The sequence below is a fragment of the Bradyrhizobium sp. KBS0727 genome (assembly GCF_005937885.2).
Lineage (GTDB): Bacteria > Pseudomonadota > Alphaproteobacteria > Rhizobiales > Xanthobacteraceae > Bradyrhizobium.
In genome coordinates this window covers 4,242,463-4,255,504 of sequence record NZ_CP042176.1, presented here as the reverse complement: position 1 = coordinate 4,255,504, position 13,042 = coordinate 4,242,463, and the positions used below count along the sequence as shown (strand labels likewise).

General features: G+C 61.5%; 21 protein-coding genes. 11 read left to right on the top strand and 10 right to left on the bottom strand.

The window, feature by feature from the left end; all coding sequences use genetic code 11:
• Window positions 1–59: 59 nt before the first annotated feature.
• Complete coding sequence (locus FFI89_RS19815; RefSeq protein WP_246669197.1) at window positions 60–338, bottom strand: hypothetical protein; 279 nt, start codon at window positions 336–338, stop codon at window positions 60–62.
• 229 nt (window positions 339–567) lie between these two features.
• Here FFI89_RS19815 and FFI89_RS34475 point away from each other — a divergent pair, with 229 nt between their 5' ends.
• The 4 genes from FFI89_RS34475 (at window position 568) to FFI89_RS19805 (ending at window position 2,931) form a co-directional block, all read left to right on the top strand.
• A complete protein-coding gene (locus FFI89_RS34475; protein ID WP_168212963.1) occupies window positions 568–729 on the top strand; it encodes a hypothetical protein in 162 nt (53 codons plus the stop codon).
• A 226-nt stretch (window positions 730–955) separates the two neighbouring features.
• Window positions 956–1,117 carry a hypothetical protein gene (locus tag FFI89_RS34470; protein WP_168212962.1) on the top strand — a complete coding sequence of 54 codons (162 nt, stop codon included), beginning with the start codon at window positions 956–958 and terminating at the stop codon, window positions 1,115–1,117.
• Between the two features lie 44 nt (window positions 1,118–1,161).
• Window positions 1,162–1,572, top strand: coding sequence for a hypothetical protein (locus tag FFI89_RS19810; RefSeq protein WP_138829370.1), 411 nt, complete (start codon window positions 1,162–1,164; stop codon window positions 1,570–1,572).
• A gap of 132 nt (window positions 1,573–1,704) precedes the next feature.
• Window positions 1,705–2,931, top strand: a complete 1,227-nt coding sequence (locus FFI89_RS19805) for a serine hydrolase (RefSeq protein ID WP_138829369.1) — start codon at window positions 1,705–1,707, stop codon at window positions 2,929–2,931.
• A 56-nt stretch (window positions 2,932–2,987) separates the two neighbouring features.
• Here the strand turns inward: FFI89_RS19805 and FFI89_RS19800 are convergent, their stop codons facing one another.
• Both FFI89_RS19800 and FFI89_RS34465 read right to left on the bottom strand, forming a co-directional pair.
• Complete coding sequence (locus tag FFI89_RS19800; protein WP_246669514.1) at window positions 2,988–3,194, bottom strand: DUF6719 family protein; 207 nt, start codon at window positions 3,192–3,194, stop codon at window positions 2,988–2,990.
• 68 nt (window positions 3,195–3,262) lie between these two features.
• A complete protein-coding gene (locus FFI89_RS34465) occupies window positions 3,263–3,415 on the bottom strand; it encodes a hypothetical protein (protein ID WP_168212961.1) in 153 nt (50 codons plus the stop codon).
• A 211-nt stretch (window positions 3,416–3,626) separates the two neighbouring features.
• Between FFI89_RS34465 and FFI89_RS19795 the strand changes: the two genes are divergently transcribed.
• The 3 genes from FFI89_RS19795 (at window position 3,627) to FFI89_RS19785 (ending at window position 6,309) form a co-directional block, all read left to right on the top strand.
• The gene (locus FFI89_RS19795) at window positions 3,627–4,913 is read left to right on the top strand and encodes an ArgE/DapE family deacylase (RefSeq protein WP_138829368.1); all 1,287 of its coding nucleotides are present in this window, start codon (window positions 3,627–3,629) and stop codon (window positions 4,911–4,913) included.
• A 237-nt stretch (window positions 4,914–5,150) separates the two neighbouring features.
• A complete protein-coding gene (locus FFI89_RS19790; protein ID WP_138829367.1) occupies window positions 5,151–5,549 on the top strand; it encodes a PaaI family thioesterase in 399 nt (132 codons plus the stop codon).
• A 148-nt stretch (window positions 5,550–5,697) separates the two neighbouring features.
• On the top strand, window positions 5,698–6,309 hold the full coding sequence (locus FFI89_RS19785; protein ID WP_138829366.1) for a GNAT family N-acetyltransferase: 612 nt from the start codon (window positions 5,698–5,700) through the stop codon (window positions 6,307–6,309).
• 149 nt (window positions 6,310–6,458) lie between these two features.
• On the opposite strand, the gene FFI89_RS19780 is transcribed toward FFI89_RS19785, so the two are convergent.
• The 3 genes from FFI89_RS19780 to FFI89_RS19770 all read right to left on the bottom strand — a co-directional run bounded on the left by FFI89_RS19780 (window position 6,459) and on the right by FFI89_RS19770 (window position 7,861).
• Complete coding sequence (locus FFI89_RS19780; RefSeq protein WP_138829365.1) at window positions 6,459–6,761, bottom strand: hypothetical protein; 303 nt, start codon at window positions 6,759–6,761, stop codon at window positions 6,459–6,461.
• 86 nt (window positions 6,762–6,847) lie between these two features.
• Complete coding sequence (locus FFI89_RS19775; RefSeq protein WP_138829364.1) at window positions 6,848–7,147, bottom strand: putative quinol monooxygenase; 300 nt, start codon at window positions 7,145–7,147, stop codon at window positions 6,848–6,850.
• Window positions 7,148–7,174: 27 nt separating this feature from the next.
• Complete coding sequence (locus tag FFI89_RS19770) at window positions 7,175–7,861, bottom strand: DUF2161 domain-containing phosphodiesterase (protein WP_138829363.1); 687 nt, start codon at window positions 7,859–7,861, stop codon at window positions 7,175–7,177.
• 294 nt (window positions 7,862–8,155) lie between these two features.
• Between FFI89_RS19770 and FFI89_RS19765 the strand changes: the two genes are divergently transcribed.
• Entirely contained in the window at window positions 8,156–8,869 is a 714-nt protein-coding gene (locus FFI89_RS19765) for a hypothetical protein (protein WP_138829362.1), read from the top strand.
• 127 nt (window positions 8,870–8,996) lie between these two features.
• Here the strand turns inward: FFI89_RS19765 and FFI89_RS19760 are convergent, their stop codons facing one another.
• The gene (locus FFI89_RS19760; protein WP_138829361.1) at window positions 8,997–9,197 is read right to left on the bottom strand and encodes a hypothetical protein; all 201 of its coding nucleotides are present in this window, start codon (window positions 9,195–9,197) and stop codon (window positions 8,997–8,999) included.
• Window positions 9,198–9,258: 61 nt separating this feature from the next.
• On the bottom strand, window positions 9,259–9,939 hold the full coding sequence (gene fabG, locus FFI89_RS19755; protein ID WP_138829360.1) for a 3-oxoacyl-ACP reductase FabG: 681 nt from the start codon (window positions 9,937–9,939) through the stop codon (window positions 9,259–9,261).
• 111 nt (window positions 9,940–10,050) lie between these two features.
• On the opposite strand from fabG, the gene FFI89_RS19750 reads away from it, so the two are divergent.
• Both FFI89_RS19750 and FFI89_RS19745 read left to right on the top strand, forming a co-directional pair.
• The gene (locus FFI89_RS19750; RefSeq protein ID WP_138829359.1) at window positions 10,051–10,779 is read left to right on the top strand and encodes an SGNH/GDSL hydrolase family protein; all 729 of its coding nucleotides are present in this window, start codon (window positions 10,051–10,053) and stop codon (window positions 10,777–10,779) included.
• A 103-nt stretch (window positions 10,780–10,882) separates the two neighbouring features.
• A complete protein-coding gene (locus tag FFI89_RS19745) occupies window positions 10,883–11,086 on the top strand; it encodes a hypothetical protein (protein ID WP_138829358.1) in 204 nt (67 codons plus the stop codon).
• 39 nt (window positions 11,087–11,125) lie between these two features.
• Here the strand turns inward: FFI89_RS19745 and FFI89_RS19740 are convergent, their stop codons facing one another.
• Entirely contained in the window at window positions 11,126–11,872 is a 747-nt protein-coding gene (locus FFI89_RS19740) for a tyrosine-protein phosphatase (RefSeq protein WP_138829357.1), read from the bottom strand.
• 91 nt (window positions 11,873–11,963) lie between these two features.
• Between FFI89_RS19740 and FFI89_RS19735 the strand changes: the two genes are divergently transcribed.
• Window positions 11,964–12,281, top strand: coding sequence for an MliC family protein (locus FFI89_RS19735; protein WP_138829356.1), 318 nt, complete (start codon window positions 11,964–11,966; stop codon window positions 12,279–12,281).
• Between the two features lie 108 nt (window positions 12,282–12,389).
• Here FFI89_RS19735 and FFI89_RS19730 read toward each other — a convergent pair whose 3' ends face one another.
• Entirely contained in the window at window positions 12,390–12,596 is a 207-nt protein-coding gene (locus FFI89_RS19730; RefSeq protein ID WP_138829355.1) for a DUF2735 domain-containing protein, read from the bottom strand.
• Window positions 12,597–13,042: the final 446 nt, after the last annotated feature.

The window sequence follows — 13,042 nt, the reverse complement described above, 5'->3', positions numbered from 1 at the left end:
CTGCGGTAGTTCGGGTCCCGGGTGAGCAGCCCGGGCATTACCGCTTGGTAAGCCCAAGTTTACCGCTTGGCCGGATTGGAATATGGGCGAACCTCGGAGCCCGGCCTGACCTTGGGTTCGTGGCATCCGACCAGATGAACAAATTTCTGCGGCGCCGATTGATTGCCGCGGAATTCGGCCCCTTGTTGCGACATCGCGCCACAAGGGGACTCCGTCTTCAGGAAACTGTCGATCCGCTGTTCGGAAGAGCCGTTACGCCCTGACTTCAGTTCAACTGCCGGCTGGCCGGGTTTGCGGGTCGGGGTTTGATTGCCAACTTCAACGTTGCCATTGCCCACGACTGCTATCCTTTGTTGAGGAGATTTTACAACGCGCCTTCACGCGGAAAGTTGCACATTGTTCGACTGGGTCGTTCGTACCGGGGCTTCGGTTCACGACCGGCCGCAGTTTGCGAGCGGCCTCTTTTGCAGAAAAACCTTAAGAACTCGCCTTGCCGGGTCGAACCCGCTCGGTTCAGCGGGCGTCTCATCTCCAGATGGTACTTAAAGCGGTACTTGGAGACGTCAGATGCGAGCCCTTAGCTACATGATCGTCGTGGTTTTCGTCCTGACCGGCCCGTCGCTGGCCGGCAGTGCCGATCGCGACATGCCGGGTGTTGGAACGTTCACCTATTGCGGGTCGCCCGTCGTGACGCCTGCGCCGGAAATTCTGGCGGCGATCAGCCAGTAAACCAGGCCAGCGCCGGCCATTGGGCTGACGGCCGGGTCGAACGTCACTCTGCTGAAACCATTGAGTTTTTCTTGCCAATGTTTCGTCCCATCTGGCCGACGAAACAAATCTCGGCCGCGACGAAACCATTTTCCGCTTTTGGCGCAGATATCCGGAAACAGCTCACGGCTATCAGATTGCCAACGAAGCGGCGGGGCCCGGCGGCGCCGAAATCGGAGACAGTCAGATGCGGACGATCAGCTTCATCCTCGCCTTCGCCTTCATCCTCGCTGGTCCCTCGATGGCGGGCTCTTCCGACAACGGCTTGCCGGGCATCGGCACCTTCTCCTACAACGGTTCCCCGGCAACGACCTCGGCGCCCCAATTGATGATGGTCGCGGCCAAGTAAGCACAGCGGACAATTCCTAAGAAACTCGCCGGTAAAGGCTCTACATGTTTGTTCGTATCTGTTCTGCCGCGATCCTGGCCTTCGTGCTGGTCGGCGGCTCGGCGCAAGCCCAAGTTAAAGGCCAGGTGCAGGCCCAGCTTCAGCCGATGCCGCTTCGCTCCCTGTTCAGGGTTCCCGATCCGCGCGGCGAGTTCGTCCGGCTGTGCGCGCCCCATATGGTCGGGCGCTGGGCGCATCCCGAAACCGTCTGCGGCTGTCTGCACGACTATGCGGCGGCGACCGTGGAAGATAGCGACCTGCGCGAAGCTCTGCTGCGCGGCATCAGCGAGACCGGTGTGCCGACCATCGAGACCGATTGGGTGCCGCCGTCGAAACAATCCGAGATTGGCCCGACCTTCACCAAGATCGCCAAGCCGACGCTGCAATGCATGTTCGAGCCGTCGACGAACCCGTAAGCACGCGCGTCGGGCACAACATCCTCACCGCTATGATCTGCCCCTGCGTCGAGGCCCTTTGCGGGCTCGACATGCAAGTCGCTGCCGATGTAAGCAGTGACCCGTCGATGATCCCTTTGCGTGAGCCATCCAATGCAGCCGGGGCGAATCCTGCTTTCATGCGCGGTGCTTGTCGCGCTGACCTTTCCGGCCCGCGCAGCGCCTGACGAGGATTTGCTGGGCAAGGCGGCCGGCTATCCGATCGGCAAACCTGCCAACTGGTTCTACGACGAAAGCGTGGGGGTCGGATCGTTCAGCCGTCTCGACAGCTTCCTGCCGTATTACACCTTGCGGAAGGCGGCCTCGTCGCTGCCGCTTCCCAAGGCCGCAAGCGAAGCGAAACTCACCTATCGCTTCGACAAGCAGACGTATTCGCTCGACGATTTCCTGGCGCATCAGCGCGTGACTGGCCTGCTGGTGATCAAGGACGGCCAGATCCTGGCCGAACGCTATCAATACGACCGGACCGCGACGGATCGTTTCGTGTCGCACTCGATGGCGAAGTCCATCGTCAGCCTCGCCGTCGGGATGGCGCTGACCGAGAACAAGATCGCGTCGCTCGACGACACCGTCGCCAAATATGTCCCGGATCTCGCCGGCAATCCCTATGGCGAGACGACGATACGCAACATCCTGCGCATGGCCTCCGGCGTGCCGTTCAAGGAGGTCTATGACGGCAACGACGATAATTCGAAGTTCAACAGGATCCGCCTGACGCGCGACTCCGTCACGGCGCTGCGCGCATTCCCGACGCGCGAGGTGGAGCAGGGCACGCAATTTCACTACGCGTCCAACCAGACGGTGGTGTTGACGCTGTTGCTGCGCGCGGTGACCAGTACCACGCTGAGCGAATATCTGACGCCGCGGCTGTGGCAGCCGATGGGCGCGGAGGCCGACGCGACATGGATCAAGACCAGGGACGGCACCGAAAGCGGGGCGGGAAATTTCAACGCCATCCTGCGCGACTATGGCCGGCTTGGTATTCTGCTCGCCAATGACGGCGCCGCCGGCGACCGGCAGATCGTGCCGAAGGACTATCTGCTCGATGCGACCGACTGGCACCGCCAGCCCGACGCGTTCACGCCGTACAAGGCGACGCCTTATTTCGGCTACGGCTATCAGTTCTGGCTGTTTCCGGGCGAAAAGCGAAGGTTCGCGCTACTCGGCGTCTACGGCCAGTCGATCTTTGTCGACCCCGAACTGAAGCTGGTGCTGGTGATTACGGCGGCGGCGAAGAACGCCAGCGTCGGCAAGGAGCCATTCGCTCGCGAGCGCGACGCGCTCTGGCGCGGTATCGTCGGCCGATACGGAAGCTGGTAGCTTGCTGTGTTTCGAAACTTGCCTTTCTCACGGCGGGTCGCGCCGAATTGCGCTACCTATCGCTTCTTGGGCCCCAGCCGCGGAATGCATTTGCGGGTACGTGAGACGCCGGTCGCGGTCATCTGCGCGCCCGCGACCTCCTTGATCTGCCCGGGAGGGCACGATCCGTCGTCGACGAGGATGCGTTGGCCGAGCCGCAATTCGACGATGTCCTGCTCGCGCGAAACCTGCTGGGCGAGCACAGGTGTCACGATCAGCGCCATGACGAGGCCCACGGGCAGGGCGATCCAGCCGGTCGTTGCCATCTTCTCGATCGTCAAATTGGGCTTCCTCACTTGCTCTCGATTTTCAGTCCATTGGGGCCGACATTGATCTGCAGGCCCTCCGGCTGCTTCTTCGACTGGTAGAGATTGTAGCCGAGCACGCCGACTGCGACGATCAGCGCACCGATGATGAGATACAGGACGTTGCGATTTCCGGGCATCCGGTGTCTCCGTTGGGGCGTCGGTCTGGTAGGCCACGACTGTATGGGCGGCGTGCCGATTCTGAAAGCGATCAAGGCATGCTGGAGTTCCTGAGACACTTTTGCGTTGATGCGTTTTCTTTGGCGAACCGGTATCCACTTCGCTCGAAAACGCTGTAGCTTATGCTTTGATCGCGCTTCAGGAAGCGCCGAGCAGGGGAATACGAACGTAATGAACGCCAGCGATAACAAGCAAAAAATTCTCGATGCCGTCGACGCCGGCTTTGATGCGCAGCTCGCGACGACGCGGGATTTCGTCGCGATCCCTTCGACCCGCGGCGCCGAGGGGCCGTGCCAGGACATGATCGGCGATCTCTTGCGCCAGCGCGGCTATGAGGTCGATGACTGGCATATCGATGTCGAGGATTTGAAGGATTTGCGCGGCTTTGGCCCGATCGAACATGATTTTTCCAGGGCCCGCACCGTGGTCGGTACCTACCGTCCGCCGAACAATGCCGGCAAATCGCTGATCCTGCAGGGCCACTGCGACGTGGTTCCCGTCGGTCCGCTGGACATGTGGGAGACGCCGCCATTCTCGCCCGTCATCAAGGACGGCAGGATGTATGGCCGCGGCGCCTGCGACATGAAGTCCGGTACCATCGGTGCGCTCTACGCGCTGGATGCGATCACCGCCGCGGGGCTGCGGCCGACCGGGCGGATTCATTTTCAATCCGTGATCGAGGAGGAGAGCACCGGCGTCGGCGCGCTCTCGACCCTGCAGCGCGGCTACCGCGCCGATGCCTGCTTCATCCCCGAACCGACCAACGGCAAGATGATACGCTCGCAGGTCGGCGTGATCTGGTTTCGTCTGAAAGTGCGCGGTTTTCCCGTCCACGTGTTCGAGGCCGGCTCCGGCGCCAACGCGATCATGGCGGCCTACCATCTGATCCATTCGCTGCAGAGACTGGAAGCGGAATGGAACGAGCGCGCCAAACGCGATCATCATTTCGGGACGGTCGACCATCCCATCAACTTCAATCCCGGCATCATCAAGGGCGGCGACTGGGCCTCCAGCGTGCCGGCCTGGTGCGACGTCGATTGTCGCATCGCTGTCTTGCCGGGCTGGTCGGTCGCCGACGCGCAATCCGAAATCATGGCTTGCGTCTCGGCCGCTGCGCGCGATCATCGCTTCTTGTCCAACAATCCGCCGCAGGTAGAGTGGTCGGGTTTCCTGTCGGAGGGTTATGAGCTGAAGGATTCGGCAGCACCTGAAGCCGCCTTCGGCAAAGCCTTCGCGGCCGTTTACGGCGGCGGCGGCGTGGTGCCGGAGCAAGCCTTCACCGCGCTGACCGACACGCGGTTCTACGGGCTGAACTACAACATCCCGAGCCTGTGCTTCGGCGCCAGCGGCGAGGCAATGCACGGCTTCAACGAATATGTCGATCTGGAGTCGTTGCGGAAATCGACCAAGGCGACCGCGCTGTTCATCGCGGAGTGGTGCGGGGTGGAGAAGGTCTAACCCCTCTTGGTGAGGAGCGCGTAGCGCGTCTCGAACCATGCGGCGTGGCCAATGGCTGCATCCTTCGAGACGCCGCTTCGCGGTTGCTCACGATGAGGGTTGTTGGTCCCACAGCGCCGCGACGATCGCATCGAGAGCGGCGCCTTGTCACGGCAACCATTACCTGTGAGGTCATTGCCTGATTTACCAGCGCCATCCATTCTCCTAAGAAAGCTTGGAAGAAAAACGGGAGGACCAATGACGCCGCTTGAAAAAATCCAGTCGATGAAAATGCCGTTCGCGGAATTGAAGGGCGTGACGTTCATCGCGGCCGACAAGGACCGCGTGGTGGCGCAGATGGTGGTTCGTCCGGAGCTCTGCACGCTGCGCAATACGATTCACGGCGGCGCCATCATGGCGCTCGCGGACTCGGTCGGCGCGGCGGCGACCGTCATCAACCTGCCGGAGGATGCCAAGGGCACCACCACGCTCGAGAGCAAGACCAATTTCATCGGCGGCGCCAAGGAGGGTTCTACCGTGACGGCTACCGCCACCCCGGTGCATCGGGGACGGCGTACCCAGGTCTGGCAGACGCGGCTGGAAACCGAGGACGGCAAGCTGGTCGCGGTGGTGACGCAAACCCAGCTGGTGCTCTGATACAGACGGAACTGCCTAACAATTAGTTAACGGAATATGACATTAGATGAAGTATTCCAAGGGGTTGAAATTCATGCTGCGATGCACAATATAGGTGGTCTAGGGATTCGACGCCTCCTCAGAGGGCTCTCTCAGAGGAGATTAGACTATGTACCTCACCGTTATCGCAGCCGCGCTTGCCGACAGCAGTGTCCGAACGCTGAGCCAGCAGGAAGAGTTGCCGCTATTGCGCGATCATCTGCTGCGGCTCGACCGCAACAGCCGGCACGACCGCTTCCATGGCTTCATGGACGACAGTTTCATCGAGCGCTACGCCGAAAAATGCGCCAATGACGGCACGATTGTGATCGCCTTCTTTGAAAACGGCGTGGTTCGCGGCGCAGCCGAGCTGCATCCGCCGGATCAATCGCCGGATTCGCTGCCCGAGATCGCGTTCAGCGTCGAAGCGTCGGTACGCCGGCGCGGCGTCGGCAGCATCCTGTTCCGCAAGCTGATCGCGGAGGCGCGTGCGAAGGGTTACCAGAGCCTGCGGATCACGACCGGCGCGCAGAATGAAGCGATGCGGGCGCTCGCCAACAAGTTCGGCGCACACCTGACGTTCCGTTACGGCGAATCCACCGGCACGATCGACCTGACCCAGCAGGATGACACGGCACTGGCGCCGTCCGCTGTCACGACGGCGGTCGATGCCGTCGTGAACTTCAATCGCGCTTATTGGAAGATGTTGATGAATATGACCCGGTGGGGTCGGGCGGCCTGACGAAGGGCGCATTATCCCCAAATTGCCTGGAGCCTTACCGGCTCTGATTGAATCAGAATCGGTAAGGCTCCGGTTGTTTGTCTTGATGCGTTTTCTTTACGTGAACCGGTACCCGCGTCACTCGAAGACGCTTTGAGCCGTAGCGGCTCTCAGGTGCCGGTACGCTTGTCGTTGCCGAATCGACGGACAATCTTGCGCTCGACCACGACGGAGCGCTGCGCGCCTTGCTCACCCGCGATCACGCGGGTGGCCGATCGCGCCATCGCGCGCCCGGTCTTTTTCACTTCAGCCAGCACGTCTTCGTACGGCAGTCCCATCAGTGCGGCGGCGATTTCGGCCTGCTGCTGCGGGTCTTCGGTAATGCCGACGGCGGCGAATATTGCCTCTTCGAGCGTCGGCGGATCGCGCCGGACGCGCCGTGTGCCGTATTTCGTGTTCCAATCTTCGCTCATCGGGGCCTCGCATCTGTTGTGGAGATACCTAGGTGCCCTTATGTTGCATTGCAATATGAAATTCGCATGGCAATACAGCCATGCGTCTACAACTTCTCCAGCCTGGTAGCGTCGTACAGCTCGATCGTGGTGGCGGCGGCCGCCAATGACTGCAGCGCGCGGACGAAATCTCTGGAGGCGGGGACCGTGAAATGCGCCAGCAGCGCGGCGCGATCGGCCCATTGCTCGAAAAACACCAGCCGCAGCGGGTTTTCGCAATCGACCTGCACGGTATGCGAGATGCAGCCGGGCTCAGTGCGCGAACGGCGGACGTGTTCGAGGCTGAGTTTGCGGACTTCGTCAAAACTGTCCGCCCGGGCGGTGACGCTGCCGGTGACCACGATCATTCGATCCTCCCGTTTTCTTCGTTGTCGTCAGGGCGCTGAATTGCTGGCGGCGCCGAGGTCCATCGGTTGCTGCGGCCAGCGTTTCAGCGCGGCACGCCCGGCATCGGTCAGCACGTAGACGCCGCGCTCGGCGCGATCGAACCAGCCATAGACATTGTGCAGCAGAATTTTCCCCGCGTCGGGAATTTCAGGCCGCAGATCCTTCACGCGCCGCGGCCCGCTCGACAGCGCGGATGCGCAAGCCAGCGCCTGTTGCCGATAGGCGGTCATGATCGGCGCGCGGGTGCTTCCTCCCATCGCCGGATCGCCCTTGCGCCGCCGATGCTCAGCGACCAGCCGCGAGCGCTTCTTGGGATTGCGGCGAGGGGCGGTGTCGGGCGGCTTGACGATCACCTCGACGTCGCCGGTATTGGTGACGGCCAGCATGCCGAAGCCGAGCCGGCGGCAGAGATTGCGATAACGCGCGTCGCTCTCGCGCCCTTTGCCGCGGGCCGACAATCTCGCCGCGAGCCAGACTTCGTCGGCGGCGGCGGCGCGGTCGACCGCCTGCAGGATCAGTTCCAGGTTGAAGGTCAATTTCAATTCGCCGATCACCACGATCGGCGGATCGTCGCCGCTGAGCGCCACGAGATCGCAACCGCCGACCTCGCCCTTGACGGTGAAGCCGAGCTTTTCGAGGAAGCGTTTGACGGGAAGATAAAGCGCGGTTTCCAACGATAGACTCCGGCGGCGGAAAGCGACCGCGACTCAATGTCCGGACTCTAGAGCCTTATCGGTCCTGATTGAATCAGAACCGGGCTCTACTCTTTTGTTTTGACGCATTTTCTTTACGCGAACCGGTGGCCACTTCGCTCGAAAACACTATAGCGGAATTTCGGCAAAGCGTTTGATCCGGCAACGCCGAAGTGGCTAAACTCCCTTCGGGACAAGGCAAAACACCACTTACGGGAACCTGCGGATCGCCGATTCGCGGGGGCCCAGGCATTTCCGATCCGGGGCGACGCAACCGTGCTGCAGGGACTGTATAAATTCCGGTTTGAGACCCCGCGCGGCAGCGGTAGCGGGGTGATGTTCGCGACCGCCGGCGGGAAGCTCTATGGCGGTAATTCCGGTTCGTCCTATGTCGGCAGCTACACGGAGAAGGACGGCGTCTATTCTTCGGAATTGATGATGCGCCGTCACAACCACGATCCGAGCTATGTCCCGAATTATCCGATCGACAACGTCGCCTTGGCGTTCAAAGGCGTGCTTCGCGGCAACGAGCTGCATTCCGAAGGCAGCGCAGCGGCGCTTCCGGGCGCCGTTTTCAGGGCGGTCATGACGCCGATCAACGACGCCGACGCGCCGCCGGCCGGCAAGGTCGGGCCGGACGGTATCGGCAACGGGCTTTACTCGATCCACATCAGGATGCTCGACGGCATCGACGGCGGCAACACCGGCGTGATGCTGCTGCATGACGGCAACATCCGGGGCGGCGACGCCTTCTTCGACTACATCGGCGCTTACACGGCAGCGAATGGCCGCTGGAAAGGCGAGATCGTCAACCGCGAGCACACCTTGAGCCAGGGCGAGCGTCCGCTGTTCGGCGGCTACGAGGTCGGCATCGGCTTTTCCGGCACTTACGATGGGGACAGCGCGGAAGGCGAAGCTACCGCGCTCGCCGGCAAGCGGAGTATCCGTTTCAAGGCAGTGCTGCGGAAGCTGGTGTCGGTCGAGGACTAGTTGATCAGCCGGTCGTAATCGGCATGAGAGCCGATCCAGAACCAAAGCAACGCGTCATCGGCCAGCTTTTGAACGGGCGAGGGTAGTGCCTGATAAGCAGTCCAAAACTTTGGCGAGGCAGCGTGTTTCACAAGTCCCGGGATTGCCCGGCGCGATGCGCTGCGATGGCTTCCTCTGCAAATGCATCAAGCTTGCCGTCACGCGCATCACGTTCGATGGCCGCGTCGAACCGACCGGCGTCAAACGCTTCAAACCAGGCGCGAAGTCGCGCCAGTTCCCGCGGAGGCAATTGCTCGATCGCCTTTTCAATGTCTTCGGCTGACGTCATCCAAGTAATATAGCATCCAGGACGGATACCGAAAAGCCGCGCGTCGGTGGCTTAGGTCGAGCTAAACCCGCCCGGCGACCGGTAGCAGCGCTCCGGTAACCGCGCTGGCGGCGTCGCTGGCGAGAAACAGGATCACGTCGGCCAATTCCTTCGGGTTCACCCATTTCGTGAAATCGGCTTTCGGCATGCTGGCGCGGTTCGCCGCGGTGTCGATGGTCGACGGCAGCACCGCATTGACGGTGATCTTGCCCTTCTGCTCGGCGGCCAGCGCTTCGGTGAGACGGTGCACGCCGGCCTTGGAGGCGGCGTAGGGGCCCATGCCGGCGCCGGCCTGCAGGGCACCCATCGCGCCGACATTGACGATCCGCCCCGCGTTCGATTTGGCAAGATGCGGGAGAGCCGCGCGCGAGGCATTGAGCGCTGTCATCACGTTGAGCGCGTACATGCGCTGCCAGGTCTTGGGGTCGCCGTCGGCGACTGTCTCGAATGCGAAGCCGCCGGCGATGTTGATCAGCGCGTCGAGCCTGCCGAAATGCGCCGCAGCGGCGTCGATCGCCTTTTTGGCTTGGGCCGCGTCGGTGAGATCGACGCCGCCGAGTTCAAGCCGGTCCGGCGTCGCCGGTACCTGCGTGGGGGCATGGTCGACGCTCGCAATCCTGGCGCCACGGGCCAGCGCCTCGTCGGCGACGACGCTGCCGAGCGCGCCGAGGGCGCCGGTGATCACAATGACTTTTCCGTCCATGATTTGTCCTCCAGGCAGCCTTCAATGTTCGGATGAAAACCGGTTGCCTTGCTCGGGAAAATTGCGTCAATTACGCCTAACCGATGTTCGCTCCCACAACAGGGCAGGCATATGGCAGAAACTTCCACGCCTGGCGATACGCTGCAGAATATCGTGGGCTTCAAACGTCCGCTTCCGAATTTGGCGCGAAGCCTGCAGCAGCGGAATACCAAAATCGTCGCCTTTGGATCCTCGTCAACCGCGGGTACGCGCCTGGTCGTGCCTTATCCGGCCTGGCTTGAGCTGATGTTGCGAAACGAGTTTGGCGTCCAGATGATCGATGGGTTTGGCAAACGGATGATCAACGTCGTCAACCGGGGAATAGGTGGCGAGGAAGCTTCAACGGAGCTGCCGCGCATGCAATCCGACGTCATCGACGAGAAGCCCGCGCTGGTGATCTGGCAGGTCGGTACCAATGCGGTCTTTCGCAACACGGAGCCCGACTTCGCGTTCGAGAAGGTCGTTGCCGCCATTGCGGAAGGGCTGGATCGTCTGGCCAGGATCCCCACCGATGTCGTGCTGATGGACTCGCAGTACACCACCGCCGTCGTGACGCCCGAGAAGAAGCCACTCTCGGACACGATGGTGAAGCGCATATCCGAACTGGCTGAGGCCGCCGGGGTCGATGTATTTCATCGCTACGCCCTGATGGAGCATTGGCAGAAGACCATCGCGATGCGGGAATTGATCGATCCGGCCGATGACCTCGTCCTGCATTTGAGCGACTTGGCAACGAGAAACGTGACCGAGGCGCTGTTCAATCAGATCAAGCAGGCGGTAAACGCGGTAGGCACTACGTAAGACTACGGGATAAGGCCGGATCGATAAAATTTGTCGGACTTGCGTAAGTCGATTGCAGAACCCTGCCGCTACAAGAGACCTCAATCTAGGCAGGGGGTTTGCGATGGGAAGTCTTCCGGATCACGGTTTACCGCTTGTTCAGCTTAAGGAGCAGCGGCGGGATTTGATCGTTGCGCTGCAAAATCGAAGCGGTCCGGTCGGTAGCTTGGAATTGATGCAGATCGCGGCAATCCAGACGGCGATTTTGGCCTTCGAGGAGGTCATTGCCGATCTCGATGCCGAACTGGAAATGGAAGCCGCGGCCTGACCGGCCGAAGCTCAGGCTTGTAAGTTCAGGCTTGCCGATTCAGCTCTGCAGGTAGCGTGCCTCGAGGCTGGCGCGCTCGGCGTAGCCGAGACCGAGCCCGTCGCGAAGATAGGTTTCGAGATCGCCATAGTCGGCGTCGATGGCTTCGAACGCGGCGCCGAGAAACGATGCCTGCACCGTCCCCAGCACGTTCTTGACGTCGTCAGGCAAGTCGCTGCCGTTATTCGGGTCGCGGCGGTAGTAGCGGTTGGTCAACAGATAGTCTTCCGCGATCACGTCGTCGGACACGCCGAGCGTATGCAGGATCAGCGCGCAGGCAAAGCCGGTACGGTCCTTGCCGGCGGTACAGTGGATTACCAGCGGCGCGCGATCTTCCAGGAGATGCGCAAACAGCGCGCGGAACCGCGGCGTGTTTTGCTGCACGTAGCTGCGGTAGGAATCGCGCATGACTTCGGTGGCGTGCTCCGTCGACAGTTGCGTGCCGGTGGCGGCGATGGCGCGCAGCGCCGCGACCACCGTGGGCTCGACCGGCAGCGAATGCACGGAGACCTCGGGCATACCGCACAGTGCGGCCTGGCGCTCTTCGGCGCCGCGAAAATCAAATGCGCTCCTGACGCCGAGCGCCCGGACCACCGCGATATCGCCCTCAGTGAGATGGCCGAGATGGTTGGAGCGGAAAATCTGTCGCCAGCGCACGATGTGGCCGTTGCGCGCGGGATAGCCGCCGAGATCGCGGAAATTGCTGGCACCGGCAAGATTGAGGTGGCGGGCAGGGGCTTCTGACATAGCGGGTCTTGAGGTCTTCTTGCAGAAATGGCCGGGAGGGCATGTTGCTCACCCCCGTCTCGTCTATACTGGAGTTCTCAGGGGGCGAAACATGAATTGTCGGCATATCGCGGTTTTCGGTGCGGCGTTGTTCGCCGTTTGGGTTGCAGCGGCGCCGTCGCAGGCTCTGGCCCAGACGAGTTTTCAGAACTATCGCTGCGCCGACGGGACGCAATTCATCGTCGGGTTCTTCCAGTACGATTCGCGGGCTCATCTGCAACTCGACGGCAAGGCTGTGACGCTGGCCAAGCGGCTGGCGCTGTCGGGGTCGCGCTATACGGGTAGCGGCGTCACCCTCAAGATGACCAAGGCCGGTGCAACGACGCTCAAGCACGCCAAACGGCCGGTCACGGCATGCGAGCTGATCTGAGACGTTCTGACAAGAAAAAGGGCCGCAACGATTTCGTTCCGACCCTTTGCTACTTCACCGACGGCGCCTGAACTCTTGGGGCCGTCGTTCCCCGGTATTTGGCAAGCATCAGTGGTCACGCTCAGGCTTGGTTTCCAGGATGGCGGCCGCGTGGTACCAGCTGCCGCTGCAGTCAGCGAGGTTGGCCGTCGAAGCGGCAAATTCGGAAACGGCAGTGCTGGTCTCGCCATAGCGACGTCCTCCGAGAGCCGCGCGGCCCCCGGCAGGGAATTGATAGATCTTGGCAGACCCCTCATTCACCCTTGTAGTCAGCATCTCAGTCTCTCCTTGAGATCGTACGAACCATCATGGTGCGCCCGACTCGTTCTCTAGTGGTTACCGAAACCGCGATATCGTTCTTGCCTTTCCCGAATGCAAGTTGATCAAAAAAAGTCAGGGAATGTACATTTCATAGGCATTTCTGGTTTTGCTTCGTGTGAGGCAATGGGCAGATGGCTAACGCTTGAGCCGACACGAAGGTTGCCTGCGGTTTCCGAACTTCCCGACGAATGCGCCGGGGACGTGCCGCAGCTTTAATCGGCAAGCGGGGCGGGCTTGGGAACTGCCGGAGAATCGGGCTCTAATCGGTCTCGGAGTTGCAATTTGGCTGCTCGGGGCGCATGTCAGCCGCGCTCCTATGTCGCATCAAAAAAAGTGCCAGACGGGCTGGACATTCCTGGGGATGACGGGTGCTGCGCTGCAGCGATTGGCACCTAAATTGC

What these genes read in the sequence shown, in the direction of transcription:
- FFI89_RS19745 (WP_138829358.1), top strand. Translation starts at nt 10,883, where the DNA reads ATGGGAAGTCTTCCGGATCACGGTTTACCGCTTGTTCAGCTTAAGGAG.
- FFI89_RS19800 (WP_246669514.1), bottom strand. Translation starts at nt 3,194, where the DNA reads ATGGCGCTGATCGTGACACCTGTGCTCGCCCAGCAGGTTTCGCGCGAG.
- FFI89_RS34465 (WP_168212961.1), bottom strand. Translation starts at nt 3,415, where the DNA reads ATGCCCGGAAATCGCAACGTCCTGTATCTCATCATCGGTGCGCTGATC.
- FFI89_RS19775 (WP_138829364.1), bottom strand. Translation starts at nt 7,147, where the DNA reads ATGATCGTGGTCACCGGCAGCGTCACCGCCCGGGCGGACAGTTTTGAC.
- FFI89_RS19760 (WP_138829361.1), bottom strand. Translation starts at nt 9,197, where the DNA reads ATGACGTCAGCCGAAGACATTGAAAAGGCGATCGAGCAATTGCCTCCG.
- FFI89_RS19795 (WP_138829368.1), top strand. Translation starts at nt 3,627, where the DNA reads ATGAACGCCAGCGATAACAAGCAAAAAATTCTCGATGCCGTCGACGCC.
- FFI89_RS19750 (WP_138829359.1), top strand. Translation starts at nt 10,051, where the DNA reads ATGGCAGAAACTTCCACGCCTGGCGATACGCTGCAGAATATCGTGGGC.
- FFI89_RS19730 (WP_138829355.1), bottom strand. Translation starts at nt 12,596, where the DNA reads ATGCTGACTACAAGGGTGAATGAGGGGTCTGCCAAGATCTATCAATTC.
- FFI89_RS19740 (WP_138829357.1), bottom strand. Translation starts at nt 11,872, where the DNA reads ATGTCAGAAGCCCCTGCCCGCCACCTCAATCTTGCCGGTGCCAGCAAT.
- fabG (WP_138829360.1), bottom strand. Translation starts at nt 9,939, where the DNA reads ATGGACGGAAAAGTCATTGTGATCACCGGCGCCCTCGGCGCGCTCGGC.
- FFI89_RS19805 (WP_138829369.1), top strand. Translation starts at nt 1,705, where the DNA reads ATGCAGCCGGGGCGAATCCTGCTTTCATGCGCGGTGCTTGTCGCGCTG.
- FFI89_RS19735 (WP_138829356.1), top strand. Translation starts at nt 11,964, where the DNA reads ATGAATTGTCGGCATATCGCGGTTTTCGGTGCGGCGTTGTTCGCCGTT.
- FFI89_RS19785 (WP_138829366.1), top strand. Translation starts at nt 5,698, where the DNA reads ATGTACCTCACCGTTATCGCAGCCGCGCTTGCCGACAGCAGTGTCCGA.
- FFI89_RS19780 (WP_138829365.1), bottom strand. Translation starts at nt 6,761, where the DNA reads ATGAGCGAAGATTGGAACACGAAATACGGCACACGGCGCGTCCGGCGC.
- FFI89_RS34475 (WP_168212963.1), top strand. Translation starts at nt 568, where the DNA reads ATGCGAGCCCTTAGCTACATGATCGTCGTGGTTTTCGTCCTGACCGGC.
- FFI89_RS34470 (WP_168212962.1), top strand. Translation starts at nt 956, where the DNA reads ATGCGGACGATCAGCTTCATCCTCGCCTTCGCCTTCATCCTCGCTGGT.
- FFI89_RS19810 (WP_138829370.1), top strand. Translation starts at nt 1,162, where the DNA reads ATGTTTGTTCGTATCTGTTCTGCCGCGATCCTGGCCTTCGTGCTGGTC.
- FFI89_RS19790 (WP_138829367.1), top strand. Translation starts at nt 5,151, where the DNA reads ATGACGCCGCTTGAAAAAATCCAGTCGATGAAAATGCCGTTCGCGGAA.